At 63.0% G+C, this 25,209-nt stretch carries 24 protein-coding genes and 1 pseudogene; 11 read left to right on the top strand and 14 right to left on the bottom strand.

The window, feature by feature from the left end; translation table 11 throughout:
* The 3 genes from BAC01S_RS15980 to BAC01S_RS15970 all read right to left on the bottom strand — a co-directional run bounded on the left by BAC01S_RS15980 (position 1) and on the right by BAC01S_RS15970 (position 2,478).
* Positions 1–774 carry an SDR family NAD(P)-dependent oxidoreductase gene (locus BAC01S_RS15980; RefSeq protein WP_027795677.1) on the bottom strand — a complete coding sequence of 258 codons (774 nt, stop codon included), beginning with the start codon at positions 772–774 and terminating at the stop codon, positions 1–3.
* A 94-nt stretch (positions 775–868) separates the two neighbouring features.
* Positions 869–1,837: a shikimate dehydrogenase family protein gene (locus BAC01S_RS15975; protein ID WP_027795676.1), complete on the bottom strand. Its 969-nt coding sequence runs from the start codon at positions 1,835–1,837 to the stop codon at positions 869–871.
* On the bottom strand, positions 1,834–2,478 hold the full coding sequence (locus BAC01S_RS15970) for a glucose-6-phosphate isomerase (RefSeq protein ID WP_027795675.1): 645 nt from the start codon (positions 2,476–2,478) through the stop codon (positions 1,834–1,836). The genes BAC01S_RS15975 and BAC01S_RS15970 overlap by 4 nt, the downstream gene beginning before the upstream one ends.
* Before the next feature lie 212 nt (positions 2,479–2,690).
* Between BAC01S_RS15970 and BAC01S_RS15965 the strand changes: the two genes are divergently transcribed.
* The 8 genes from BAC01S_RS15965 (at position 2,691) to BAC01S_RS33875 (ending at position 11,879) form a co-directional block, all read left to right on the top strand.
* Entirely contained in the window at positions 2,691–4,115 is a 1,425-nt protein-coding gene (locus tag BAC01S_RS15965; protein ID WP_027795674.1) for an FAD-binding oxidoreductase, read from the top strand.
* Positions 4,116–4,188: 73 nt separating this feature from the next.
* Positions 4,189–5,166 (top strand): sugar ABC transporter substrate-binding protein, encoded by a 978-nt coding sequence (locus BAC01S_RS15960; protein WP_218001699.1) that lies wholly within the window; start codon positions 4,189–4,191, stop codon positions 5,164–5,166.
* Between the two features lie 69 nt (positions 5,167–5,235).
* A complete protein-coding gene (locus tag BAC01S_RS31465) occupies positions 5,236–6,768 on the top strand; it encodes a sugar ABC transporter ATP-binding protein (RefSeq protein ID WP_043202457.1) in 1,533 nt (510 codons plus the stop codon).
* Between the two features lie 33 nt (positions 6,769–6,801).
* On the top strand, positions 6,802–7,812 hold the full coding sequence (locus tag BAC01S_RS31460; protein WP_084168608.1) for an ABC transporter permease: 1,011 nt from the start codon (positions 6,802–6,804) through the stop codon (positions 7,810–7,812).
* A gap of 125 nt (positions 7,813–7,937) precedes the next feature.
* Complete coding sequence (locus tag BAC01S_RS15945; protein WP_027795672.1) at positions 7,938–8,795, top strand: SIS domain-containing protein; 858 nt, start codon at positions 7,938–7,940, stop codon at positions 8,793–8,795.
* Between the two features lie 112 nt (positions 8,796–8,907).
* The gene (locus tag BAC01S_RS15940; protein WP_027795671.1) at positions 8,908–9,699 is read left to right on the top strand and encodes an SDR family NAD(P)-dependent oxidoreductase; all 792 of its coding nucleotides are present in this window, start codon (positions 8,908–8,910) and stop codon (positions 9,697–9,699) included.
* A 983-nt stretch (positions 9,700–10,682) separates the two neighbouring features.
* Positions 10,683–11,381: an H-NS histone family protein gene (locus tag BAC01S_RS35805; protein ID WP_281175916.1), complete on the top strand. Its 699-nt coding sequence runs from the start codon at positions 10,683–10,685 to the stop codon at positions 11,379–11,381.
* Between the two features lie 144 nt (positions 11,382–11,525).
* Positions 11,526–11,879, top strand: a complete 354-nt coding sequence (locus BAC01S_RS33875; protein WP_084168607.1) for a hypothetical protein — start codon at positions 11,526–11,528, stop codon at positions 11,877–11,879.
* Between the two features lie 58 nt (positions 11,880–11,937).
* Here BAC01S_RS33875 and BAC01S_RS15930 read toward each other — a convergent pair whose 3' ends face one another.
* On the bottom strand, positions 11,938–12,129 hold the full coding sequence (locus BAC01S_RS15930) for a hypothetical protein (RefSeq protein ID WP_027795670.1): 192 nt from the start codon (positions 12,127–12,129) through the stop codon (positions 11,938–11,940).
* Between the two features lie 467 nt (positions 12,130–12,596).
* Between BAC01S_RS15930 and BAC01S_RS33870 the strand changes: the two are divergent.
* Positions 12,597–13,013 (top strand): annotated as a pseudogene (locus BAC01S_RS33870) (GTP-binding protein); the annotation flags it as partial.
* A 733-nt stretch (positions 13,014–13,746) separates the two neighbouring features.
* Here the strand turns inward: BAC01S_RS33870 and BAC01S_RS31450 are convergent.
* The 9 genes from BAC01S_RS31450 to BAC01S_RS15880 form a co-directional block, all read right to left on the bottom strand.
* A complete protein-coding gene (locus BAC01S_RS31450) occupies positions 13,747–14,112 on the bottom strand; it encodes a copper chaperone PCu(A)C (protein ID WP_281175915.1) in 366 nt (121 codons plus the stop codon).
* 113 nt (positions 14,113–14,225) lie between these two features.
* Positions 14,226–14,645, bottom strand: a complete 420-nt coding sequence (locus BAC01S_RS15915) for an ExbD/TolR family protein (RefSeq protein ID WP_027795668.1) — start codon at positions 14,643–14,645, stop codon at positions 14,226–14,228.
* A 15-nt stretch (positions 14,646–14,660) separates the two neighbouring features.
* Complete coding sequence (locus BAC01S_RS15910) at positions 14,661–15,386, bottom strand: MotA/TolQ/ExbB proton channel family protein (RefSeq protein WP_027795667.1); 726 nt, start codon at positions 15,384–15,386, stop codon at positions 14,661–14,663.
* A gap of 31 nt (positions 15,387–15,417) precedes the next feature.
* Positions 15,418–16,155 (bottom strand): energy transducer TonB, encoded by a 738-nt coding sequence (locus tag BAC01S_RS15905; RefSeq protein WP_245616598.1) that lies wholly within the window; start codon positions 16,153–16,155, stop codon positions 15,418–15,420.
* A gap of 53 nt (positions 16,156–16,208) precedes the next feature.
* The gene (locus tag BAC01S_RS31445; RefSeq protein WP_052408758.1) at positions 16,209–16,688 is read right to left on the bottom strand and encodes a TlpA disulfide reductase family protein; all 480 of its coding nucleotides are present in this window, start codon (positions 16,686–16,688) and stop codon (positions 16,209–16,211) included.
* Positions 16,685–17,875: an exo-alpha-sialidase gene (locus tag BAC01S_RS15895; protein ID WP_156954424.1), complete on the bottom strand. Its 1,191-nt coding sequence runs from the start codon at positions 17,873–17,875 to the stop codon at positions 16,685–16,687. Before BAC01S_RS15895 ends, BAC01S_RS31445 begins: the two co-directional genes overlap by 4 nt.
* A gap of 77 nt (positions 17,876–17,952) precedes the next feature.
* A complete protein-coding gene (locus BAC01S_RS15890) occupies positions 17,953–20,175 on the bottom strand; it encodes a TonB-dependent receptor (RefSeq protein WP_027795664.1) in 2,223 nt (740 codons plus the stop codon).
* A 53-nt stretch (positions 20,176–20,228) separates the two neighbouring features.
* Positions 20,229–20,573, bottom strand: a complete 345-nt coding sequence (locus tag BAC01S_RS15885; protein WP_322786894.1) for a DUF2946 domain-containing protein — start codon at positions 20,571–20,573, stop codon at positions 20,229–20,231.
* A 252-nt stretch (positions 20,574–20,825) separates the two neighbouring features.
* Positions 20,826–21,824, bottom strand: a complete 999-nt coding sequence (locus BAC01S_RS15880) for an SDR family NAD(P)-dependent oxidoreductase (RefSeq protein WP_027795662.1) — start codon at positions 21,822–21,824, stop codon at positions 20,826–20,828.
* Between the two features lie 86 nt (positions 21,825–21,910).
* Between BAC01S_RS15880 and BAC01S_RS15875 the strand changes: the two genes are divergently transcribed.
* Positions 21,911–22,843, top strand: coding sequence for an AraC family transcriptional regulator (locus BAC01S_RS15875; protein ID WP_027795661.1), 933 nt, complete (start codon positions 21,911–21,913; stop codon positions 22,841–22,843).
* Positions 22,844–23,070: 227 nt separating this feature from the next.
* Here the strand turns inward: BAC01S_RS15875 and BAC01S_RS15870 are convergent, their stop codons facing one another.
* Positions 23,071–23,814 (bottom strand): AraC family transcriptional regulator, encoded by a 744-nt coding sequence (locus BAC01S_RS15870; RefSeq protein ID WP_027795660.1) that lies wholly within the window; start codon positions 23,812–23,814, stop codon positions 23,071–23,073.
* A gap of 188 nt (positions 23,815–24,002) precedes the next feature.
* Between BAC01S_RS15870 and BAC01S_RS33865 the strand changes: the two genes are divergently transcribed.
* Positions 24,003–25,094, top strand: coding sequence for an FAD-dependent oxidoreductase (locus BAC01S_RS33865; protein WP_043202447.1), 1,092 nt, complete (start codon positions 24,003–24,005; stop codon positions 25,092–25,094).
* Positions 25,095–25,209: the final 115 nt, after the last annotated feature.

Below are 25,209 nucleotides of genomic sequence, written 5' to 3'. Positions count from 1 at the left end.
TTACCAGCACACGTAGCCGCCGTCGGCGAGCACGATCGAGCCCGTCATCAGGCTCGCGGCCTCGCTGGCGAGAAAGAGCACGACCGAGGCCACTTCGTCCACGCGGCCAAGCCGGTTCATCGGCGTGCCGCCGACCCAGTGGCGGTACATCTCCTCGTTCTCGTAGACGTACTTGTTCATCTCCGTATCGATGTAGGTGGGCGCGACCGCGTTCACGCGCACGCCGCGCGCGCCCCATTCGGCGGCGAGCGAGCGCGTGAGGTGATGCACGCCCGCCTTCGACGCGTTGTAGTTCGCCTGCTCCTGCGGCCGGTTCACGATGAAGCCCGACATCGAGCCTACGTTCACGATGCTGCCCGCGCCGCGCTCCAGCATGCTCTTGCCGAACGCGCGGCAGCAGCGGAACACGCCGTTGAGATTCACGTCGATCACGCGGTCCCAGACCTCGTCGGTCATGGTTTCCGCGGGATGGTTCGAGATGGCGATGCCCGCGTTGTTCACGAGCACGTCCACGCGGCCGTGGCGCGCGATCAAGGCGTCGTGCACGCGCTGCACGGCGGCCGCGTCGGTGACGTCGAGCCGTTCGCCTTCGACCTGCGCGCCCGCCGCCGCGAGCTTGCTTACGGCTTCGTCGAGCGCGCCCTGGTGCATGTCGGTGAGCACCACGCGCGCGCCGGCCTGCGCGAGCGCATCGGCAATCGCGAAGCCGATCCCGCGCGCGGCGCCCGTCACCACGGCGAGCTTGCCGTCCAGCCGGAATTTGTCGAGATACATCGTCGGTCCTTCGAATGGAGTGGATGAGTGCGCCCGCCCGCGTTCACGCGACCGGCTGCTGCGGCGGCGTATCCGCCGGCGTGGCGCGGGCCGGTTATGCCGACTGCGCCGGCTGCGGTTTGCCCGCCGCGGCGGCGATCCGGCAGATTTCATCGAAAGCCGGGCCGTGCGTCGGAATGTCGATATGAAACACCTCGGCCATCACCCGAGTCCAGCCGTAAATGAAATAGGTCCAGCCGTCCTCGACCTGCAGGCGCCGCGCGTCCTGCTGCGCGCGCGCCTGGTCGAGGAACACGAGATTGCCGCGATAGTTGAGATCCCAGGCGATGGCGCGCTCGGGAAAGCGCGCCGCGTCCGTGAGCGGCGAACCCGGCGCGTCCTTGCCGAGTCCGGTTGCGTTGATCACGAGCGCGCCCGGCTTGAGGCGCGCAAGCACGGCGTCGTTGTCCTCGGGGTGGGGCGCGATCACGTACTCGCACGGCACGCCCAGATCGAGTTCGCGGTGAATGCGCGCGATTTCCTCGAGGCGCGCGCCCGAGCGGTTCGAGACGATCACGCGCGAGGGCCGGTTCGCGCCGCGGCTTTGCTGCATCAGGTGCCACGTGAGCGCGATGGTCGAGCCGCCCGCACCCATCGAAAACACTTCGGCGCCGGTGCGCGTGAAATGCTCCGGCGGCAGGAAGCCGTCGAGCGCGAAGCCCGACGTGATGGGATCTTTCGCGTGGCATACGAACTTGCCGTCGCGTTTCGAGAGACAGCTCGTTTCGCCCATGACGCGCGCATGCGTGTCGATCTCGTCGAAGAGATCCCCGCACGCCGCGTACAGGTCGATCTTGTGCGTGGTGACGAGCGCGCCGAGCGAGAGCGGATCGCGGCGGATGAACTCCACCGCTTCGCGATAGGCCTCGGGGTTCGCGTGCGGTGCGAAGTCGATGCCTTTCATCTCGACGTCGCCGAGCCCGAGATGGCGCGCCCACGCCGGGAAGACGCGCATGATCGAACTCTGCGCGGTGGTCACGCCGATGAAATAGAAGGTGGGTTTCGTGGCGGCGGCGTAGCTCATCGTGCCTGCTCCATTTCGGGGTGAGACGCAATGAGCGCGTCGATCTCGGTGCGCGTGCGCGCGCGCCAGGCGGGATTGGGCACGCTGCACCAGCCTCCGGCGCCGTCGTCGACGATGCGCGTGCGCATGCCGTTCGAGCGCTCGATGATGGCGTAGTCCTGGCCCGAGTCGGCGGGGTAGCAGAACAGCATCACGAAGTCGCTCCCGCCGAGGTTGACGGAACGGTGGATCCAGCGCGGCGGCACGTAGCAGACCGTGTTCGCGCGGATCTCGACGATGCGCGTCTCGCCGTCGGGCGCTTCCATCAGCATCAGTCCATGGCCCTTGAGGCCGAAGTACAGCTCCGGGCGGTCGACGTTCGCGTGAATGTGGCCGCGCGTCATGAAGAACTCGTCGCCCACCTTGCCCGCGCCCATGCGGGTCACACCCGTGATGAGGTCGCCCGGGTTCGCGTTGGGCCGGTGATCCGTGACTTCATAAACGACCTCGTCGCCGCGCGAGGCGGCGAGCGCCTCGAATGCGCGCGTGTCGGCGTAAAGCCCGGCGAGATCGCCAAGGCGTTTCTGGTAGTGCGAATCGGTGCCGGCCATCAGGCCGGTCGCCAGATCCACGTCGAACGAACGCGGTTCGGGCCATTGCATCGCTTTCATCTCCCTCGAAGATCAGGTTCGTGCAGTTTTCTAAACGTTAGTGTTTGCGATGATATAGTTTGTGAAACAAACGACTATACGGGTTTTTACCGAGGTATTTCGCTGTTTTCACTCAGTAAATAGAAGTGTTACTATCGTTACAGTTCAAATAACCTACGCTCTGCGACTAACTGGAGCGTCCCAGGAAAAAGCAGGAGGCAAGCATGCAAGAGAGCCCTCTTCCGGCGTGCGCCGCGGCAGGCGCGCCTGTGGTGGAAGCATTGCGCGAGGCGCTGGGCGCGAGCGTGGTGAGCCTGCCGGCGGAGTTCGCCGGCCGCCGCCACGCGGACTCGAGCCGCATGCCGTGCGCGGAGCCCATTGCGCTCGTGCGTCCGCGCACGACCGGGCAGGTGGCCACGGCGCTGCGCATCTGCCATGCGCACGCCCAGCCGGTGGTGACCCAGGGCGGGCTGAGCGGGCTGGCGGGCGGCGCGTGTCTGCTGGGCGGCGAAGTGGCGCTGAGCCTCGAACTGATGAATGCGATCGAGGAGATCGATCCGGTGAGCGCCACCATGACGGTGCAGGCGGGCGTCCCGCTGCAGACCGTGCAGGAAGCCGCCGACGCCGCGGGCTTCATGTTTCCGCTCGATCTGGGGGCGCGCGGCAGCGCGACCATTGGCGGCAACCTCGCGACCAACGCGGGCGGCAACCGCGTGATCCGTTACGGGATGATGCGCGAACAGGCGCTCGACGTCGAAGCCGTGCTCGCGGACGGCAGCGTGGTCGGCGGCCTGCGCAAGATGATCAAGAACAACACGGGCTACGATCTGCGCAATCTGCTGATCGGCAGCGAAGGCACGCTCGGCGTGATCACGCGCGCGGTGCTGCGGCTGCGCCCGAAGCCGCGCGCCGTCTCCACCGCATGGTGCGGCGTGCCCGACTACGCGAGCGTCACGACGCTGCTGCGCCTCGCCCAGGAGCGCCTGCCTGCCGGTGTTTCGGCCTTCGAAGTGATGTGGCCGGGCTACTACGACTTCGTGCTCTCGCGCCTGCCCGAACTGCGCGCGCCGCTCGCGGGCCGCCACGCGTTCTACGTGCTGCTCGAAAGCAGCGGCGCCGATCCCGAAAGCCAGAACGACGCCTTCGAAGCGTTTCTGGCCGCGATGCTCGAAGCCGGCACGCTCGAAGACGCCGCGCTCGCGACCAACGAAAGCCAGGCCGCGGCGTTCTGGGCGATCCGCGATGCGCCCGGCGAGTACGGCCGCCTGATCCCGGGGCGCGTTTCGTTCGACGTGAGCTTTTCGATTGCCGACGTGGGCGAGGCCGCGCGCCGCTGCGACGAACGCCTGCGCGCGCAATGGCCCGACGCCACGATCCTGATCTACGGCCATCTGGGCGACGGCAATCTGCACATCGTCGTGCAGCAGCCGGACTGGCCCGCGAGCGCCGCCGCCGAAGTCAAGCGCACGGTCTATGGCGTGACGGGCGAGATGGGCGGCTCGGTATCCGCGGAGCACGGCATCGGCACCAAGAAGCTGGAGGTGCTCGCGCTCTCGCGCAGCCCCGCCGAACTCGCCGCAATGCGCGCGGTGAAGACCGCGCTCGATCCTTTAGGCATCCTGAATCCCGGCAAGTTGCTCGCGTCATGAACCGGTGCCGCATCGCGGCACCCGCGCGCAACGCGCCGTTTTACCGCGTGACACATCGATAACAGGAGGAGACATGTCGCGTTTCATGCAGAAGCTGATGTGCGCCGCCGCGCTCGCCGCGGCTGGCATCGTGGCCACCGCGCCCGCGTTCGCCGCGGACAAGATCAAGGTCGGCATTTCGATGAAGGTGCTCAACGCACCGTACTTCGCGGCCGCGATGGAGTCTGCCAAGGCCCGGGCGACCGAGCTGGGCGCCGACGTGATCGTCGCGGACGCGCAGGGCAAGATGCAAAAGCAGATCGCCGACGTGGAGGATCTCGTTACGCGCGGCGTGAAGGTGCTGATCATCGATCCCGCCGATCCGGAGGCGCTGGTGGGCGCCGTGAACGCGGCCAGCGCGGCCGGCGTGAAGGTCGTGGTGATCGACAGCACGCTTGACCCGAAGGCCAACTACCTCACGCTGGTGCAGTCGTCGAATCGCCAGAACGGTGCGCTCGTCGGCCGCTGGGTCGTCGACAACATGGGCGACAAGCCGCTGAAGATCGCGCTGATCTCGGGCGAGAAGGGCAATCCGGTCGGCAAGGAACGCCGCGACGGCGTGCTCGACGGCATCATCGAAGCGCAGCTCGAAAAGACCGGCAAGGCCGACGTGCAGATCGTCGGCCAGGGCTGGGGCAACTGGTCCGACGAAGGCGGCCTGAAGGCGATGGAGGATCTGCTCGTCGCCAACAAGGACATCAACATGGTGCTCGGCGAAAACGACAGCATGGTGCTCGGCGCGCGGCGCGCGATCGAGAGCGCGAACCGCCAGGGCATCACGCTCGTGGCGGCCGCGGATGGCCAGAAGGAAGCGCTCGCGCTCATCAAGCAGGGCAAGTACGGCGTGACCGCGCTCAACGACCCGGCGCTCGTCGCGCGCACGGCCGTCGACATCGGCATGAAGGCCGCCGAGGGCCAGGCCGTGAGCGTGCCGAAGCTCTCGTACACACCGCCGGTGGCGATTTCGAAGAGCAACGTCGACAAGTACTACAACCCGAAGGCGATTTTCTAGGCCTTGTTTCAGGACGATCGCGCGTGCTGCCGAGGTGCGGCGCGCGCCCGTCCGGATGGAGGACGTTCCATGATTCCGTTCATCGCGCTCACGGGCATCGAAAAACGCTTCGGCGGCATTCATGCGATCGAGAACATCGACTTCGACGTGAAAAGCGGCGAAGTGCATGCGCTCGTCGGCGAAAACGGCGCGGGCAAATCGACGCTCATGCGCGTGATCGGCGGCGGCCATCAGCCCGATGCCGGCACGATTCGCGTGGAGGGGCGCGAGATGGTGCTGCACAATCCGCACGCGGCGCTGGCCGAGGGCATTGCCGTGATTCACCAGGAAACGGCGCTTGCGCCCGATCTTTCGGTGGCCGAGAACGTCTTTCTTGGCGCGCTGCCTCGTATGATCGACTGGCGCACGCTGCGCGCGAAGGCGCGCGCGCTGATCGAAAGCCTCGGCTTCGAGATCGATCCGGCGGCGCTCGTCGGCACGCTGTCCGCCGCGCAGTGCCAGGTGATCGAAATCGCCAAGGCGCTTTCCGGCGAGCTCAAGCTGCTCGTGCTCGACGAGCCGACCGCCGCGCTCGCGCCCTCGGACGCCGGGCGCCTGCTCGAAATCGTGCGTGGACTGCGCGCGCGCGGCGTGGGCATCGTCTACATCTCGCACCGGCTCGAAGAAGTGTTCGCGATCGCGGACCGCATCACCGTGCTCAAGGACGGCAAGCGCGTGGACACGGTCAAGCCCGCCGACCTCACGCGCGATGAGCTGATCCGCAAGATGGTTGGTCGCCCGCTTTCGGTGCTGTTCCCCGAGCGGCACGCCACGCGCGGCGACGTCGTGCTCAAGGTGAGCGATCTGGCGCGCGGCAACGCGGTGCGCGGCGTCTCGTTCGAGGTGCGCGCGGGCGAGGTGGTGGGGCTCGGCGGGCTGATCGGCTCGGGACGCACCGAGGTCGCGCGCCTGATCTTCGGCGCGGACCGGTCCGAGGCCGGCGCGGTCGAACTCAAGGGCCGGCGCCTGAACGCCCGCTCGCCGCGGGCGGCGGTGCGCGCGGGCATTGGTTTCGTGCCCGAGGACCGCAAGGGCCAGGGGGCGGTGCTCCGGATGCCGATCCGCATCAATGCGACGCTCGCGGCGCTCAAGTCGGTGAGCGCGCCGGGCGGTTTTCTCGCCTTCGGGCGCGAGCGCGCCCGTGTCGCGCAGCTGATGGACGCGCTGCGCATCAAGGCGCGCTCGATGGACGCCGACGTCTCGACGCTCTCGGGCGGCAACCAGCAGAAAGTCGTGCTCGCGAAATGGTTCCATGCCGACGGCGATCTCATCATTCTGGACGAGCCCACGCGCGGCGTGGACGTGGGCGCGAAAGTCGAGATCTACACCCTCATCAACCAGCTTGCCGAACGCGGCAAGGCCGTCCTCGTGATCTCGTCGGAGCACCAGGAGCTGATCGGCCTGTGCGACCGCATTCTCGTGATGGGCGACGGGCGCATCCGCGGCGAACTGCGGCCCGCCGGGTACAGCGAAGAAGCGATTCTCTCGCTCTCGCTGCGCCGCGACCCGGGCGAAACGCAGGGCGCGCCGCCGCGCGACCGTGCTCCGCTCACGCATGTCTGATCCTCAAGCCCAATCAGTCTGGAGACACCCATCATGAACCCCAGCGCCGTCACCTCCGATTCGCGCGAGCGCCGCTTCGGCATCGCGTCGCTCAAGCATGGCTGGCAAGCCGCGCGCAAATTCAATACGGTCGCGATTCTCGTCGTGCTGATCGTGGCCGCATCGTTTATTTCGGACGACTTCTTTACCATCGCGAACCTCTCCAACATCTCGCGCCAGGTGGCGGAGGTCGGCATCATGTCGGTCGGCATGCTGCTGGTCGTGCTGACCGGCGGCATCGATCTTTCGGTGGGCTCGGTCGCGGCGCTCGGCAGCGTGCTTTCGGCGCTGCTGATTCCCGACCACGGCCTCGCGTTCGCGCTGGGCGCCGCGCTCGTCACGGGCGGGGTGTGCGGGCTCGTTTCAGGCGTGCTCGTGGCGTTCTGCCGTCTCACGCCGTTCGTCGTCACGCTCGCGATGATGACCGTCGCGCGCGGCATCGCCATGATCGTCTCGAACGGCTCGCCGATTCTCGTCGACGACTCGGGCCAGGCGCTGCTCGACTTCGGCCGCAAGAGCTACCTCGGCATTCCGGGGCCGACGCTCGTGATGCTGATCGTGTTCGTGCTCGGCGCCATTCTGCTCGGCCGCATGCGCGCGGGGCGCGTGGTGCGCGCGATCGGCTCGAACGAGGAAGCGGTGCGGCTTTCCGGCGTGCCGGTGGCGCGCCACGTGCTCGGCACCTACGTGTGCTCGGGCGTGCTGGCGGCCATGGCGGGCATCATCTCCACCTCGCGCGCGAGCGTGGGGGCGCCGACCGTGGGCGTGGGCGACGAACTCACCGTGATCGCGGCGGTGGTGATCGGCGGCGCGAGCCTCATGGGCGGCAAGGGCGGGGCGCTGAACACGCTGATGGGCGTGCTGATTCTGGGCGTGATCGGCAACATCATGAATCTCGCGAGCGTGCCGGGCTATCACCAGCAGGTCGTAATGGGCGTGATCATCGTCGCGGCGGTGCTCATGCAGCAGGGCCCGAACTTCTGGCGCCGCTGGCTCTTCCGCTAAACTGCGTCGTAACCCGTCGCAACCGCGCGGCGGCTGCGTGGTGGTTGCCTGGTGGTTGCGTGGTGGCCGCCGCGCGGCCATGCGGCCACGGCGCTGCGCCAGCCTGTCGACGAAGGAATTTTCGCGTGCCCGATTACAACATTCTTGAAGTGATTGACCGCGCCCGGCCGAACCTGCGGCGCGGCAGCCGGCAAGTTGCCGACTACATTTTCGCCAACGTGCACACGATCGCGGACCTGAGCCTGTCCGAGCTTGCGCGGCTTGCGCAGGTGAGCGAGCCCACGGTGCTGCGTTTTTGCGCCACCATCGGCTGCAGCGGCTTCAAGGAATTCAAGATCCGCGCGGTGCAGAGCCTCGCGCTGGGCGCGCCTGCCACGCATTCGGTGCTCGCGGCGGCCGACGCGCCTGAAACGGTGGCCACCAAGATCTTCGACTACACGATCACGAGCCTCGACTGGGCGCGCAAGAAGCTCGACTTCGAGGCGATCGGGCGTGCGGTGGACCTGCTCGCGGCCGCGCAACGCATCGAGTTCTTTGGCTTCGGCGCATCGGGCATCGTGGCGCTCGACGCGCAGCAGAAGTTTCCGCTCTTTGGCGTGCCCTGCATCGCGCATCAGGATTCCCACCAGCAGTTCATCGCGGCTTCCATGCTCAAGGCCGGCGACGCCGTGGTGGCGATTTCGAACACGGGTGCGACGCGCTCGCTCATCGAGGTGGCGCGCACGGCGAAGGAGCGCGGCGCGAGCGTGGTCGTGATCACGGGCTCGCACGGGCCGCTCACGCGTTACTGCGACGTGGCGGTGGTGGCCGAGACGCTGGAGAACACCGACGTCTATACGCCGACGACCTCGCGGCTCGCGGCGCTCGTGATCGTCGACATTCTTTCGACCAGCGTGGCGCTGAAAAAGGGCGAGGCGCACGCGCTCGACGTCCAGGACATGAAGCGCCATCTTGCCGACATGCGTTCCTCGGGCGTGATTTGAGCGCCCCGGCGCGCAGTTCGGCAAGTCCGGCGTAACCCCCGCTTCGGCACCGTTGCATGAGGCCGCAGTCAGTGACGAAGCACGCGGCTGCGCTCGACACAGGAGACGTTCGATGGATCTGAAACTGCGCGGCAAGGTTGCCGTATTGACGGGCGCCAGCGTCGGCATCGGCCTTGCCGTGGCCGATGCGTTCGCAGCCGAAGGCGTGCATCTCGTGCTCGCGGCGCGGCAGCGCGAACGGCTGGAGGCCGCCGCCGCAGACATTGCGGCCCGTCACGGCGTGCGTGCATTGGCGGTGGCGTGCGACGTGTCGAGTGCGGAGGGCGTGGCGCGGCTCGTCGATGCCACGAAGGACACGTTCGGCGGCACGGACATTCTGTTCAACAACGCGGGCACCGGCAGCAACGAAACGATCATGGATGCGCCCGACGAGAAGTGGCAGGCGTACTGGGATCTGCACGTGATGGCCGCCGTGCGCCTCGCGCGCGGCTTCGTGCCGACGATGCGCGAGCGCGGCGGCGGCGCGATCCTGCATAACGCGTCGATTTGCGCGGTGCAGCCGCTGGGTTATGAACCGATCTACAACGTGACCAAGGCCGCGCTCATGATGTTCTCGAAGAACCTCGCCAACGAGGTCATCAAGGACAATATCCGCGTCAACACGATCAATCCGGGGCTCGTGCTCACGCCCGACTGGGTGAAGACCGCCAAGCAGCTGACGGCGGATACCGGCGGCGACTGGGAGGGGCATCTGCAACAGGTCGCCAACGAGCACGCGCCCATTCGCCGTTTCGCCACGCCCGAGGAGCTTGCGGATTTCATCGTGTTTCTGTGTTCGGAGCGGGCCAGCTATAGCGTCGGCTCGACGTATTTCGTCGACGGCGGGATGCTGAAGACGGTTTGAATTGTGGTGTCGGCATCGCTTCGCCTCGCATGCCGCCGGGCGTTCCCGCATCAAACTCATCCCGAATGCCGCGTTTGGTCGTGTCTTCGCGTTCCGCGCGGCGCCGCAAGGTAACGGTGTCCAGGACACAAGCAAATGGCATTGGCAGGGGAGACCGGTTCGCCAGGCGGTCCGACTAGATGCGGCCCGGTATTGCTTCGCCGATCAGACTGCCACGCAGGCAGACGCGGTGGTACCTGTTCAGCGCCATCTACGTCTGGACGAACTCGTCTGCCTGGCGGTGGCTCTTTTCGCAATGCTGACCTCGATCGGTATCGCTGTGCTGTCGGGTTGGCAGCATGGCAGCGGATTCGCGGAAAAGACCGTCTGCATTGCACCCGGTGTTATGTGTGATGTTCTGGATCGGCGCCTGTACACGGTTACTGACTGGTGCACCAAATAGTGCGTGATTCGTTATATGGGCATGAATACGAAAACCGATGCCCGAAGACTTGATGGCGCCACGCAGGCACACCCAACGTCGTGCTGCGGGCGGAAGCGAAAGCGCCAACTGTTTTGCCTATTTCTTTCGGATAGCAGCTCACGACCACGCTTTGCGCCCGGCACGACTCGCTACCGCTCCCCGGAGTCCACTGGCCATTGGCGTTCCTTCTGCGGGCGAGTTTTTATTCAACAGAGCGACCGACGCTGTGAAATATTTCTCTTCGTGACGCCTTCAGTTTTTGGACTCGGCGGCTGTCCGCGAAAGAACGCGTTGATGAGGGGAGTGATGGCTGAATACAACTTCGCATGTGATGGCGAATCGGCAGCACGATGAGCCAACGAGAATTGCTTTGTAACGCTTGATGATCAAAAGAGTCGTTTCAGTACAGTCAAACAGGTCCGGGCGCGCTCCATCCAATTTCCGCTCGCTTTTAGATCGTTGAGCTTGCGCCCGCAATTTGCGCGCGTGAACGGATAAAGTCATAATCACCACCGCGACGATGGCATCAACACTGAAGGGCAAGCCGAATTTCGGTCTGCCAGGGAAGTTCCAGGATTGCAAGAACGGCAAACCCCACAGCAAGGAGCAGGAAATGGTTACTCTGGACGCGATCAATCTGAAAATTGCGAAGCTGCAGAAACAGGCAGCGACGATCGCCGAAAAGCAGACGTCGGAAGGGCTGACGAAGATCCGTGATCTGATGCACAAGCATGGCCTGAGCATTGCTGACATTGAGAGCTTCGTCGGAAAAAAGCGCGGCGGAAAAACGGGGACTTCGGGTGCAAAGGCGGCAGCCAAAACCCCGCATGTGAACGTCCACCACGCTGCTCCCAAATATGCTGATCCGAAAACGGGCGCAACGTGGACTGGTCGTGGACGCGCACCGGCCTGGATCCGCGATGTGAAGGATCGCTCGAAATTCCTGATTGAGGCGGGTGCGAAAAAGAAGGATGCCGGTTTAAAGGCGGCGCCTGCAAAGAAGGTTTCCGCGAAGCGTGTTGTCGCGAAGAAGGCAGTCAGCACGCCGGCAGTTACGAAGAAAGCGGCTGGCCGACGTGCTGCTGCGCCGGGCAACGGTGCTCGCGTGCGCAAAGCCGCGGCGCCAGCGAAAGAGACTTCGGCGCCCCGCAACGTCGCCGCCAGAAAGGCACCGCCTGCACTGGAAGCCGGTACCACACCTGAAGTTGCCGCGGCGTAACGGAGGATACAGTCGTAGCTGAAGGAGCTTCACAGGGACCACACTGCATCCCGGCCCGCTACGACTGATCGCTCAGTTCTCTTTGTGCGTCATCGTGCATTTCCATAAAGAAGCGCGGACGCGTGTCCGCGTGCCTTAAATATCATGGCCCATCGCTTCGAGATTGTTTCGCTGGCGTTGCCTGCCGATTGCGCACCTGAGGCCGTTCCGCACGCAGTCGATCGGCTGATCTCGATCTCGTGGCCCGGCATGAGCTGGGCGCAACTCGCGGACCGTGCCCGTCGGCTCGACCTGCGTGCATCGTTGCGGGTACAGTCCGGTTCCGGGCCAGATGGTTTGATACGGTTCAGGCTTGCGCTTGGTTTTGCGGGCGGGAGTTTTGAGCTGATCGCTCACGCGCGTCGTGTTGCTCGTCGACGCACCGCCACACGACGCGAGAAGCCGTCGTTGCCACCAGCGCGCGACGTGAGGCAGCAGCATCTCTTCTGTGTTTCCTGAGATCGCACGAAGCCAGTCATGGTCAGGCGTTCGCCCGACGTAGTGGGAAGGGCTGAGCCTAAAGAATCCTGAGATTGCGGATCTTGCCGATTGACGGGGAGCGCTCGACGATCAGGTTGGCGATGTACTCGGGCAGCAAGGCACGCGGAACGTTCGCCGGGACATTGCTCACGAGCTGTGAGGGAACCTGAGCAATGAACTTTTCCGGAGCAGACGCCAGGCTATGTTCGTAACTGACGAGAATGTCCATGGTTTTTCGTTTGGAGGGCGTGATTGCCAACGTCGCATTCGGTGTGTGCGTGCGTTATGCATGGTTCTTTCCGGACGCAGTTTAGCGCGCGACACCCGCTATCGCATCATTGGACGGTATTGAATCACTGGTGGCGCGACCTGGCGTTCCTTTGCCTGCGAGCAGCGGCGGCCAGCAAGCGCTAATTCTCTTCTCTGACAACGCAGGCGTGCCGGTGTGGTCCCAGTTCCAAAGCTGGTTACCTCCGCGCAGACCAACCGTATGAAATTTGCGGGCAGCTTCCTCATACCGGTGCGTCGTCGGTTCACGTCGGACTCTGAAGCAACCGCGCCAGCCGGGCTATGTCCCCGGTCGACCAGGGAATTAGGCTACCGTCCAATCCGTAGGTGGCTGTCTGCGGAGCGCATATCGTGCGCTGCGCGCTCAACAAGCTTTCGAGGTGATCACTTGCGCGGGCCAAAACCTCCATCGTGCTCAACAAGGTGGATCTGATCGGCGATGCCGACTGCGAACGGCTGGTGGCGATCCTGCATGGCCTGAATCCGCGCGCGAAGATCGAATTCGCGGAGTTCGGCAAGGTGCCGCTCGAAAAGGTGCTGGGAACGAAGCTGTTCGATTTCGATGAGGCGTCAAAGGCGCCAGGATGGCTCAAGGAACTGCGCGGCGAGCATGTGCTGGAAACCGAGGAGTACGGCATCCGTAGCTTTGTCTGGCGCGCGAGGCGACCGATGCATCCGCAACGTTTCTGGGATCTCGTCAACAGCGAATGGCCGGGAGTCGTGCGCTCGAAGGGTTTTTTCTGGCTTGCGAGCCGGCCGACCCACGTCGGATCGTGGTCGCAGGCCGGCGCAGTGTGCCGCCATGGTGCAGCAGGTCTGTGGTGGGATTGTCGCGAGGTCGAAACGCGTGCATCGCGCGGCGCTGCTGGCGTGGCTCGTCGTGGCCGCCCCAACGGCGGTATTGCTGGTCGCACCGAATCTGGGGGACATCGGCCTCGCCTGTGGCGGCCCGGCCTGGGCGGCCTACTCTCTGCTTGTTGCGCTTGGGGGCGTGCTCGGGAAGATGCGCTGGGGGCGGCTGACAGCGGTGCTTCCGCCGATCTTCAGGGGGTACGGATTTATCCTCTGGTTCGGATTGGCACTGAACAAAGCGTCTTTCGCGGCGTGTGTCGTGCTTTGTCTGATGGCATTCTGGATCGTTCAGGACTGACTGCGAAGCAGGCCCGCGATCCAGCGCCCGCGCGGTTGCGGATCACCCACCAATGTTCAGGCCAGCTTGAATCGATGGTTAGCCCGAATTTTGTAACCCTCAGCAGGTATTGAAATCATGTTATCGCGACGATTTGGTCAGTTAGGTAACTTGTCGCAGATTGTTGGCGATGCACGGTGTCGTGTCGACAGTCCGGAACTGGCCGAGATGGAATGGACACCGCAGCCGGCTAGCGACCGACGATTGAGCGCGAAGATTGCCTCGGGCATGGGCTCTCACGCAGGTAGCATAAACGACCCGAAGCGGTCTACCAATTTCAGCAAATCGGGCGGCCGGTTTATGAACTCAACCAGCCGCCAGGTCCGGGCGATGTCTGGCGGCCAACTCACCAACATGCGGATGCGCTTATTATCCCGCCGCGTTTTTCACAACGCACCGCACCTGAATTTTCTCGCCGTCGCTGAACGTGAATGTCACGGGAATCGTCGAGCCGACCGCAAGCGGCTTCCTCATCATTTCAAACATGACGTGATAGCCGCCCGGCGCGAATGCGAGCGTTCCGGTGGCGGGTACAGTAGCCTTGTCCACCATGATCATTTTCGAGATGGAACCGTTGGTCTGCGTCTGATGCGGTATGTTCATACCGAACGCATCCGTGCTGGCGCCTACAAAGCCGACTGGATTATCGCTCATGTTCATCAGCTTGAAATAGCCACCTGACGGCACGTCGCCCAGCATCGAGCGAATCCAGCAATGCGGAGAGCGACATCGCAAAAAAAGAAAGACAATCGTGATCGAGCGAAGAACGCCGTGTATGGTTCATCTCCTGTCTGGAATTCGGGAGGGAATCAGGACAACATCAATTGTCGCCAGGCATCGGCGAGATTTCATTTTGGCTCCGGAGCAGTTACGAAGCCGATCTTCGCGAGTCCTCCACGCTGAGCCGCCGACATGATCTGTGCGACTTTCTCATACATGACCCTGCGATCCGCGCTCAGATGCAGTTCCGGTTGCGGCTGAGCCTGCGCAGCCGTCGCAATCTTTCCACGCAATGTGTTTTCGTCGACAGGCATGCCGTTCCACAACACCGTGCCGTCCGCCTTGATCGTGACATCGACGTGGGTGGGCTTTGTGTCCTCCCTCTGACTGCTCGCACGAGGCAGATCGATTCGAACCGCGTGATGGATCACGGGTATCGTCACCATGAACACGATCAGCAGGACGAGCATGACATCGACTAGCGGCGTCATGTTGATTTCACTCATCAAGCCATCGTCCTCATCGTTGGTAAAGGGATTCGTTGCCATTGGAAACCTCTGCCATTACCGCCATTGTCGCCGCGCGGCCACGCGCAGATCGCCGTTCATCGGCGACAGCCGCTCACCCGTTACGAAGAATGCATGCAGGCTATGCGCAAATCGGTTCAATCGGGTCACGATGCTCCGGTTCGCGCGTGTGAGCGCGTTGTAACCGAGCACGGCTGGAATGGCGGCGAAGAGTCCGAATGCCGTCATGATCAGCGCCTCTCCAACCGGGCCAGCGACCGCGCCAATGGACGTCTGGCCCGTCTCGCCGATAACCAGCAGCGCATGATAGATGCCCCATACCGTGCCGAACAGGCCAACGAACGGGGCCGTACTGCCGATCGAGGCGAGGATGGCGAGACCGCTCTGCATTTTCGCAACCGAATCGTCCATGGTGTCCTTGAGACAGCGCGTTATCCAATCCGAAACGTCCATGCGGTCGCGCAACTGTTGCTGCGTCTGCCGATGATGTCTCGCGGCTTCCTGGCCCGACAGCGCCAGCGCGAGGAACGGGTTGTCGCCGCGCGTGCCGCTATCAAGTTTTGCGATACCTTCGGCGAAGTCATCCGAGTACCAGAACGATTGTTCGGCACTCCTTGTCAGTCGCTTCAGTGCAACGACATTCCATGCTTTTACGGCGATCACGCTCCATGAAAGGATCGACATGATCATGAGCGTGACCGCGATGGCACGCGTCACGAAATCTCCTTGCGCCCATAAATGGGCAATCCCATAGTTTTGCATTGCAATTCCTTGTGCGAGCGGTCTGCCAGCTTCAATCACCTAAAGCAAAGTAGAAGGGTTGTGTATAGGTGGCGCGCACCGGCACGCCATTCTCCAGGTATGGCTTGCACGAGCTTGCGTGCATCGCGTCGAGTGCCGCGGCGTCGAGGCGGTCGAACCCACTGCTCTGCTTCAGTTCGACGTCTTCAATCTGGCCGGTGAGGCCGACTACGAAACGAACGTATGCTGTGCCAGTTTCACCGAGTCGTTTCGACCGGGCCGGATAGTCGGGTGCGACTATCCGGCAGTCGAGGTGAGAGACGTTCTTCGGCACGTTCAGGGCCATCACAGATTTGCCTGACAACGAGGTCCCGGATACCGGCTCCGATGCCGCCGCGGATGCCGTCGGCGGCGGGGGCGAAGCGATGGGTGCCTGAGTTTGCACCCGTTGGTGCGATGGAACCGGCGTGTGCGCTCCAGGAGCCGGGGAGAGTTTCGGCTTCGGTTCGCTTCGTTCCTTCGGTTTTGCTCGCGCGACGACTGGTGCGGACTTCGGCGGGACGACTGGCGTCGACTGAATTGCCGTGGCTGCTGCAACCGGTTCCGGTTGCAGCAGTTCGGCGGTGATCACATGAGATTCCGGCGCGACGACAGGGGTTTGATCGCGCTTCGTCAGCACGAGTGCCGCGAGCGCCAGATGCAGCGCTGCGACAATCACCGTTACGCCGGCCAGGCGGTAATTTGCTCTGGACGCTATTGCAGGGGAAGCGCCTTGTGACGTGGACTTCACTTTCGTTTCCTGGGAGCAAATGAACTCGCTAATCGGTTTTATCCATCCCCTCGCTATGGCCTCTTTTGTGCGCCAGCCCAGGCGGCAAGCCGCCGAAAGTCCATCGTTCCTGTGACGGTCTGGACCTTGCCATCCGGCGAAATGAGCAAGGTAAACGGAATCTCTCCTCCCCAGTGACGGTCGATCGCATAGCGCTGGGAGGAGTCGAATCCGTTCGCGCTGAGCCACTGATCGCTGTTGGTGAGCCCAGCCTGAGCGAGCGCAGACTGGATCTCCGGTGGCGCGGCCTGCTCGACTTCGATGAATGTGACCTGGGCTGCCGGATGGTCATGCACGAACTGCCCCCACGCTGGCATTTCCTTTCGGCACGGATCGCAGCTCATTCCCCACAGATGGACGATCCAGGGGCGCGACGCATGCGCATGCATCAGCATGTTCCAGCTGTCTGCGTCATACCACTGCAGCCCGGCGGCTCCCGCGAATTTGCAGATCGACAGGCCCGCAAACGCGAGCAGGATTTGACGGCGCTTCATTGCGGGTCCTTCAGTTCGACGAGTTGATAGCCGTGCTCACTGCTTAGCCACGACAGGAACACATGTTCCTTGTTGCCGATCAGCAGCGGATGGTCCGAGTGGCCCATCGCGCCGTCGATGATCTCCGGTGCGCTCCAGTCGCGGCCGTCGTTGCCCGAACGCTGGGTCAGCACCTGGGAAGTGTGGCCATCGAATGTCTTCCAGACTCGCCACACCTGATCGCCATGCGCGAACACGAACGGGCGCGAGGTGACGTCGTCCGGTTTGCCGAGACGCTGCGGATCGCCGAAGGCCGTCCCGCTGCCGTTCGATCTTGCGTAGAACAAGCCCTGCCGCGCCTTGCCCTGCGTGTACCAGGCGACGTGTATCGTCCCGTTTCCCGAGACCGCAATCGACGGTCCCTGATGCGGACAGGCGTCGGTCACCCAGTCGTCGACCGAGACCCGCTGCGGCTTGTCCGGCAACCCCGAAGGCAGAAAGCGAAGGGTCACATGGTCGCGTACCTCGCCAGGGAAGATGGTCCGGAACGCCAGAATCGGCGAGCCGTCGGGCGTATTCGTCACGCCGATGCGGCAGCACTCGCAACTGGCGTCCGCCGCGAGTGCCGACGGCGAGAACGTCCGCCCGCCATCGGTGGACCAGGCATAGGCGATGGATGCACCCGGAAGCTTTTGCGGCCCGCTCAGGCGCTTGTCTTGCCAGACCATCAGGATCTTGCCGGATGCCGTCACGTCGAGCACCGGAAGCCGCTGGCTCACAGCCGCCGGTTCGAATACACGCGGCGCGTCGAAATGAACGCCGCCGTCAGATGAGGTGGCCAACCAGATTTCCGCGTTCCAGTGCTGGTCCTTGAACGTGTCGTACGCAATCAGCACGTGCCCCGTCGTGTCAGCGACCAGTTGCGGCCGCGCGTCGCCGCCGCCGTCGAAGCCCGAACTAACGTCCCCGATGCGCACGGGCAGCGTCCAGCTTTGCCCGAGATCCTTCGAGCGGGCGAACCAGACTTTCTGGTCCTGCGTCCAGGCCAGCAGCAATGTGCCATCTGGCGCAAACGCCGGGGTCGCCGAGTCGGCACACCCAAGGGGTTGCACCGACTCGCAGGGATGAGCCGCCATGTGGGGCATCATGGACATGCCGGGCATCGTCTGCGCGCCGGCATTGCCTGCAAACAGCAGCGCGATCAGCATCGCGATGGCAATCGATACGAGGGTCCGGAAGCGAATTTCTGGCAGGGGCATCGTGTTCTCCGTGCTTGTTCGTAAGATCAGAACGACGCTTGCATGCCGACGAAGGCCATGCGAGGCGGTGACAGCGTCTGCGTGTACGGCTCGTTATATGTCCAGGTGTTATCGGTGTAGGTTCGATTGAACAGGTTGTTCACGGCCAGAGTCAGATCGATGGCAGGCGTGATCTGATAGCTGCAGCCGATATCGAATACGGTGTTTGACCCTTGCGAATAGGTGCCGGCTGTCACCGAACTGTAGTAGTTCATCCGCCCGATGTAATGGGCCTGGGCCTCGAGGGTGAGCTTGCTTAGCGGACTCCAGGTGACACCGAAGTTGCCGACCAGCCTGGGGATGCCGGTAATCTGAACGCCAGTCGGCGTGTTCGTGGACGTGCTGGTGAGGACGGCGTCGGTGAACGTAAACGATCCGTTGAAGCTCAGACGCGGCGAGATCTTGTACGAACCGATCAGCTCGAGGCCCTGGGATCGCTCATTGCCGGCATTGCTGTAGAAGTTGCAGGAGGTGCTCTCCGAGCCCGCAAGGAAGTCCTCGCACAGTTGCTGCTGATAGGCGGACGGCGCGCCTGATGCAGGGCTCGTCGTCGACAGGATCGTGTTGTGGATCGTGTAGAAGAAGTACGTCGCGCTCAGATCCAGTCCGCCACGATCGTAGTCGAGGCCAATCTCCCGCTCCAGCATGTCCTGCGGAACGAGAGAGGGATCGGCGATCGAGGGCGTCGAGGAGGCGCTTCCATAGGAGCGAAGGCTATTGTTCAACCCTGGGCCGCGAAATGTTTCGTTTACCGAAGCGCGCAGCGACAGGTCGTCGTTGATGAAGTAGCGCGCCGAAACGCTCGGATCGAACCGGGTTTTGGTGGTCCCGCCGCCGAGCTGTGGATTGCCCCCCTCGGTCGACGCGATGTCGCTGGAGAAGCGGTCCAGCCGCCCGGCAAGCGTGATGAGGAGCGACTCTATCGGCGCGATCCGGGTCTGCAGAAACAGGCCGCCGTAGCTCTGCACGCCGCTGCCGGACACTGATGCCGCCAATGACCCGGTCGGCAGGCCATAAACGGTCGGCGTGTTGTAGATCGATTCACTGTCGGACGCACTCAGGCGCCGATAATCTGCACCCACCTGGATATCCCGCCATATTTTGCCGATCGTTCTCGAATACGTCGTCGAAAACCCGCTCTCGTGATAGCTCTGGTCGCCGTACTGCGTGTAGTACTGGTCGACGGGATCATCCGCCGCCGAGGCAGGCAGGCCCGTCAACGTAGAGGACAACGACAGGCAGCCGCCCGCGGGCTTCCAGTAACACGTCGCGCCGTTGTACTTGTCGAACGACACTTCCTGCGCCCAGGCGGTCGCGGTCACCGAGCTTTGCTTGTCGAGCGTTTTGGTGAGACTTGCCGCGAAGTCCGGGCTGGTCTGCTTGTTCTGTCCGTACTGGTACGAGATTTCTTCGTTGTTGACGTGATAGCCGAAACGCAGGTAACCCTGCAGGTCGGCCGAAGGATGCAGATAAGCCGTCAACTGCGCATTGGTGTCACGGGTCCAGATCGGCCCTTTGTCCGGGAAGCGCCAGAGGTAGGCCGATGGGGTCAACTGGTAGCCCGGCGAATCGAGCTGGCTGACGGAAAAATTGAAAGCCAGGGCGTCGTTGACCTTGAGGTTCTGGTTCAACGACACGTTTTTCGTGCCGAAACTGCCGTAGCTTGCCGACACTGTCGTGCGATTGTCTGTTGGTTTGCGTGTAAGGATGTTGATCACGCCTCCGACCGCCATATTGCCCCACACGACCGATCCGCCGCGCACGATCTCGATGCGGTCAATGTTGTCGAGCGGCACCTTGAACCACTGCACGGTTCCATAGAACGGGTCCATGATCGGCACGCCGTCCAGCAGGACGAGCACGGTCGAATTGCCGAGGCCGCGCATGCCGAGAGATTGCCCGGTCGGATCCTTCGAGGTCGCCGGGACGGTGCTGAGGTTGATGCCCGCGACGTTGCGCAGCAACTGGTCGAGCGATTGTGCGGGGCTGTTGTCGATCTGCTGCCGGGTGATGATGGTCGTGCTCTGGGGCATTTCCGCGAGGGTTGCCTCGTCGCGGCTGGCGCTGACGACGATCTGCGGTAGTACGGCCGGCGCGCCCGAGCTATCGGCGAAAGCCAGTTGGGCGGGCAGCATCAACGCCACCGAGGTGGTGAGCAGAGAGCGCTTCATTTTTTGTGTTTTCTCGATTCGCGATTCGTCGCGCCGCATGGCGGCTCGACGTGCCCACTACGCGCCGGTCGGGCGTCGCGTGGGGCCGGAGATTACGATCGGGAAAAAGCGGGGGGCGCGCGCGGTCTTCCGGACGGAAAGGCGCCGAGCGGCGTGAAGCGGGTGGACGGAACGGACAGCGCGACCAGCGTCACGAGCATGACGAGAATCGGCAGCGGAGGAGCAATGGTCGGTAACGTGGCGTGATCGGCCAGCAGATCGCAATAGCCGCAGGCGACCATGCCATTGCCATGACCAGGCCGTGTGTCGGTGGACGGCGTAGTCGCCGCGCACATCGCCGCGACAGGCTCAGCATTTCTGGCCGCAACAATCAACTGACTGACGACAGGCGCCAGCACGATCAGCCATATGGCGATCATGCCGAACCAGGCAGTCAATCGACGGTGCGCGTGCAAACTCATCCAGATTACATAAAATTTTCCGATAGGAGTCTAGCATTTTCAGATTTCACCCGCAGCCTGGCTGCGGCCGGTTGTCGCACAATAAACCCGGAGCAGTTGGTCGAGCCGGTACGACTTCAGCTGTCGCTTTCGAAGTCAAACGGCCCACTCTTTTTTCGAATACGCAGCAGATTCCCGACTTTACCTATGCGGACGACAGCCACCCACAAAAGAAGCAACTCGGTGACGTCATGCCGGCTGGATGCCGAGCAACTTTTCGCCGAGCGTCCACAGCCCGTCGGCAATCGCGCGATCGACGGCGTACGACGCCACGCCGACGAGCCGCATGGCATCGGCCATATCAGCGATTTCGGGCCGCGCCGCCATCAGTGGAGCCACATCGACGTTTTCGCAGTACACCCCACCCCTACCGTCGAGCAGCGGGCTCGTCGCGCACCAGACCTGTGTGGCCGCGCCTTGCCCAACCGTCTTGAGCTGCCTTGCCGGATCGCGTATCGGCTTGCCTTGTGCATCGAGAACACCTGCGGTGACCAGCTGCTCACGCGAAACGTATTTCCCAAGGCCCGTATCGACGATGGCACCCGGATGCACCGAAAATGCGCGGATGCCGTGGCTCTTCTCCCGCTCATCGAGCGCGACCGAAAAGAGGATGTTGGCCGTCTTCGACTGCCCATATCCCGTCCACGGATCGTACGGACGCCGATCGTAATGTGGGTCGTCGAGAAACACCGGCGAATAACGATGACCCACCGACGAAACCGAAACCACGCGTGCGCCATTCGCGCGACGCAGCGCGGGCAAGAGTCGCAGCGCAAGTTGAAAATGCCCAAGGTGATTCGTTGCGAATTGGGACTCGTATCCACGCGCGTCCCGCGTCAATTCCGGCACGGCCATGATGGCAGCGCTGTCGACCAGTATGTGCAACGCACGAGTCGTTTCGAGAAACGACGCGGCAAAGGCATCGATCGAAGCGGGATCGAGCAAGTCCATCGGGACGATTTCCACGTCGATGCCAGTCAGTGCCGCACTCGCCCGCTTCATATCGCGTGCGGGAACGACGACACGAGCGCCGGCGGCGCGCAGGACGCGCGCAGTCTCGCGCCCCAGGCCCGAATAGCCGCCGGTCACGATCGCGACCTTGCCGGACAGGTCAATGCCGGCGATAACTTCGTCGGCAGTGGTGGCGGCTCCAAAATTCGAACCGATCGGTTTTTGCGGCGTCAGCATAGAGCCCTCCTGGGCGAACAATGTTGAATACAGTGTGAGCCCGATTTCCGGTACGATGAATAATCAAAAAGCCGGATTACTGTCGTATGAGTTCAGAAATGGAAGGCGATCCCCTGTCGGACATTCTTCGGCTGCTTGACGCGCACCCGGTCGTGGCAGGCGGCTTCTCCGCCGGCGGCACGTGGGCGATCCGCTTTCCGCAGCCGAACAAGATCAAGTTCTTTGCGCTGGTAAAGGGCAGTTGCTGGCTCGACTTCGAGCCTCGGACCGAGCCGGTCGCGGTCGGCGAAGGCGATGTTTTTTTGCTGAACGGCGAACGCTCGTTCATCCTCGCAAGCGACCCGGACACCGAACCCGTCGAGGCGACGAGCCTGTTCTCCGGCAGTGGGAGGCGGACTGCGCAGATCGGTGACGGCAGCGGCTGCACGCAGATCGGCGGCCACGTGAGACTGGCCCCAGCCAACGACGCGCTGCTAACGGACGTGCTGCCACCGCTCATTCATATCCGCGCAAACTGCGAGCAGGCGGGTGTTCTGCAGTGGCTGCTCACACGACTGGTGAAGGAGTTCGAAGCTGGGAGGCCCGGCGCCAGTCTGGCTTCGGCATACCTCGTGCAATTGATATTCGTCGAGATGCTACGCGTTCATCTCGACACAGGCGCGGACATCCCCCGTGGATGGTTGCGTGTCATCGGCGACCCCCGGCTTGGTCCCGCGTTGCGCCTGATGCACGGGGATCCGGCCAGGGCCTGGCGGCTCGACGAGCTTGCTGCAGCGGCGGCAATGTCGCGCACTGCGTTTGCAACCCGTTTCAAGTCGGTCGCAGGCATGGCACCGCTTACGTGGCTGACGCACTGGCGCATGCGTATGGCGAAGCGCGCCCTGATCCAGGAGGCAACGCCGATTGCCGTTCTCGCGAGCAGGCTGGGATATGCGTCGGAAAGCGCGTTCAGCAGCGCGTTCAAACGCGTATCTGGCGTGGCGCCGAGGGACTATCGGCGTACGGGCGGTGGATCCTGATGCAGAGTTGGACGTTCGAACGCTTCGACAACGGTCATGGCGAATGAGGCTTCATGGCCGGATAGCGCCCGACGAGCGGTTATCGCCGCGGGCGGCCCCATTATGCACAAAGCAGTCGTCCGGATAAGCGCCTCCTCAGCGATAGTGAGTGGCAGGTTCTTGAGCCGCCAAACGAAATGCGCTATTTGCCGCGCTGGCTCACTGAACACTTTTGGCTGGATGTCGACTTAGGCATCCAGGCCGCCAAACCTGACATATCTCCCTGGCGTCACGCCAAAAGCAATGCGGAACATCGCAATGAAATTGCTCGGGCTGGCATAGCCCAAAACATCTGCCACTGCCGATACGGACTCGCCCTGCGCAAGCAGATCGATCGCACGCAGGAGCAACGCCTGCTGTCGCCACTCGGCTAACGATATGCCGAGCGATGCGGAGAATAGGCGCCGAGCGGTTCTCGCCGACAGGCCGGCCATTGACGCCAGTGCTTCCAAAGAGTGTTCCCGGCTCAAATCGTTCAGCACGATATTGACCATCTTGAGCAGGCGCTTGTCGCCCGGTATGGGAAGGTGCAACGGTTCATGCTCTGCCGCGCGGATTTCGTCGATCAGCACAGAGACGACCCGCGCTTCTTCAGGTGTTCGCACGACAGTATGGTCCCACGGTGCGACGCGCTCGATCAACGCTTCCAGCAGCGATCCGACCGCCAGCACTTGCGGTAGCTCTGGTAGCAGACGGCAAAGTCTGGACGGTAGCAAAATGTGCGACCACGCTTTGACGCCGTGCAGGTCACCGGTATGCATGAGATCGGGTGGGATCCAGATCGCACGTCTTGGCGGCAGCAGCCACGCACCGACCTCGGTTCGAATCTGCAAGCGACCCGTCACGATATAGATGAGCTGACCTTCTGGATGCTGGTGAAATCCGGTGCGGCGTTTTCCCCTCGGCGAGGACTCGCGTGCGGGCACCGCCATTGCGTCCCTCGCATTCGGGCGTGAAGGGTTGGCCTTGATTGGGTCACAAGCAGCCATAGCGGGAATATAGAAGGTTGGCCGATTTTCAGTGTATTTTGACCAAGTATCGATAACCGATCAACCCTCTTCAAGGGTAAGGTTGAAGCCATCCCAAGCCTCTTGGCTTGGGACCGACCAACAGAACCGACATGGCATCGAAACCATCTATCGTGATTGTGGGCGGCGGTCCAGCCGGACTTACTGCGGGTAATATGCTGTGGCGCCACGGATTTGACGTGACCGTATTCGAATCCGATAGCTCGCTGGCTTCGCGAGATCAGGGCGGCACATTGGATTTGCACCCCCATGAAGGGCAACTGGCATTACAGAAGGCGGGTTTGCTGCAGGACTTTCTTGCTCTTGCCCGGCATGACGATCAGGAGCAGAGAGTTGTCGATGCGGTCACAGGCGCGATTCTGCGCGAAGAGATCCCCGATCCGGGAACCGGAACACGTCCGGAGATAGACCGGGTCGTGCTGCGAAAGATGTTGCTTGATCCGCTGCCGCGGGCGACTGTCGTCTGGGGCGCTCGCGTAGTTGAAGTCGTCGAGGCAGCCAACCGGCGCTGGGCGGTCCGTCTGCAAGGTGGGGCGGTGCATGAATGCGATCTGATCATCGGTGCAGATGGCGCTGGCTCGGCAGTGAGGACAGCACTTACCGGAGTCCGGCCTCTCTATACCGGTGTAACGTTTGTCGAGTTGCGGATTACTGAAGTGGACCGCAAGCATCCGGCAATTGCCCGACTGGTCGGGCGTGGTACGCTCCTCGCACTTCACAATGAAAAAGGAATCTTTGCTCAGCGCAACGGAAATGCCGTCGTACGCGTGTACGCTGCCCTCAAAACAACCAACGACACTGCCGAACGACCGGAACGAGCGTTGGCGGGGATGAGCAGGCACGACCTTCTGGCTCGATACGAAGGCTGGGCGCCCGCACTGCTTTCTCTCATCGAGGACGCCGATCAAATCGCTGCCATTCGCCCGATCGTTAGTCTCCCTGCCGGTACGAGATGGCCCGTGAAGTCGGGACTGACGCTGATAGGAGATGCAGCCCATGTCATGCCGCCGATGGGCACTGGCGTCAATCTGGCGATGCTCGACGCTGCTGAACTCGCTGAAGCAATCGTGTCTACGACGAACTGGCGAGAGGCGGTTTGTGCACAAGAGCAGATCATGCTCAATCGAGCGACTACTATCGCTGAGGACTGCTTGCGTGCTTTCGGCGAATGGTTTGCCGCGTAGTGGTGCTCACACACGCTGCCTGGGTGCTTGGAGGCAATACCTGGCTTTTTCTAATCGACTGATAGGCTCGTTGCTTACCTCCGGCATGTTGACGTATCGGTGGCTCTTCACAAAG

This window comes from Paraburkholderia acidipaludis NBRC 101816 (genome assembly GCF_000684975.1).
GTDB classification, from domain to species: domain Bacteria; phylum Pseudomonadota; class Gammaproteobacteria; order Burkholderiales; family Burkholderiaceae; genus Paraburkholderia; species Paraburkholderia acidipaludis.
The sequence above is the reverse complement of the archived record's forward strand: the minus strand, read 5'-3'. Positions and strand labels throughout refer to the sequence as shown.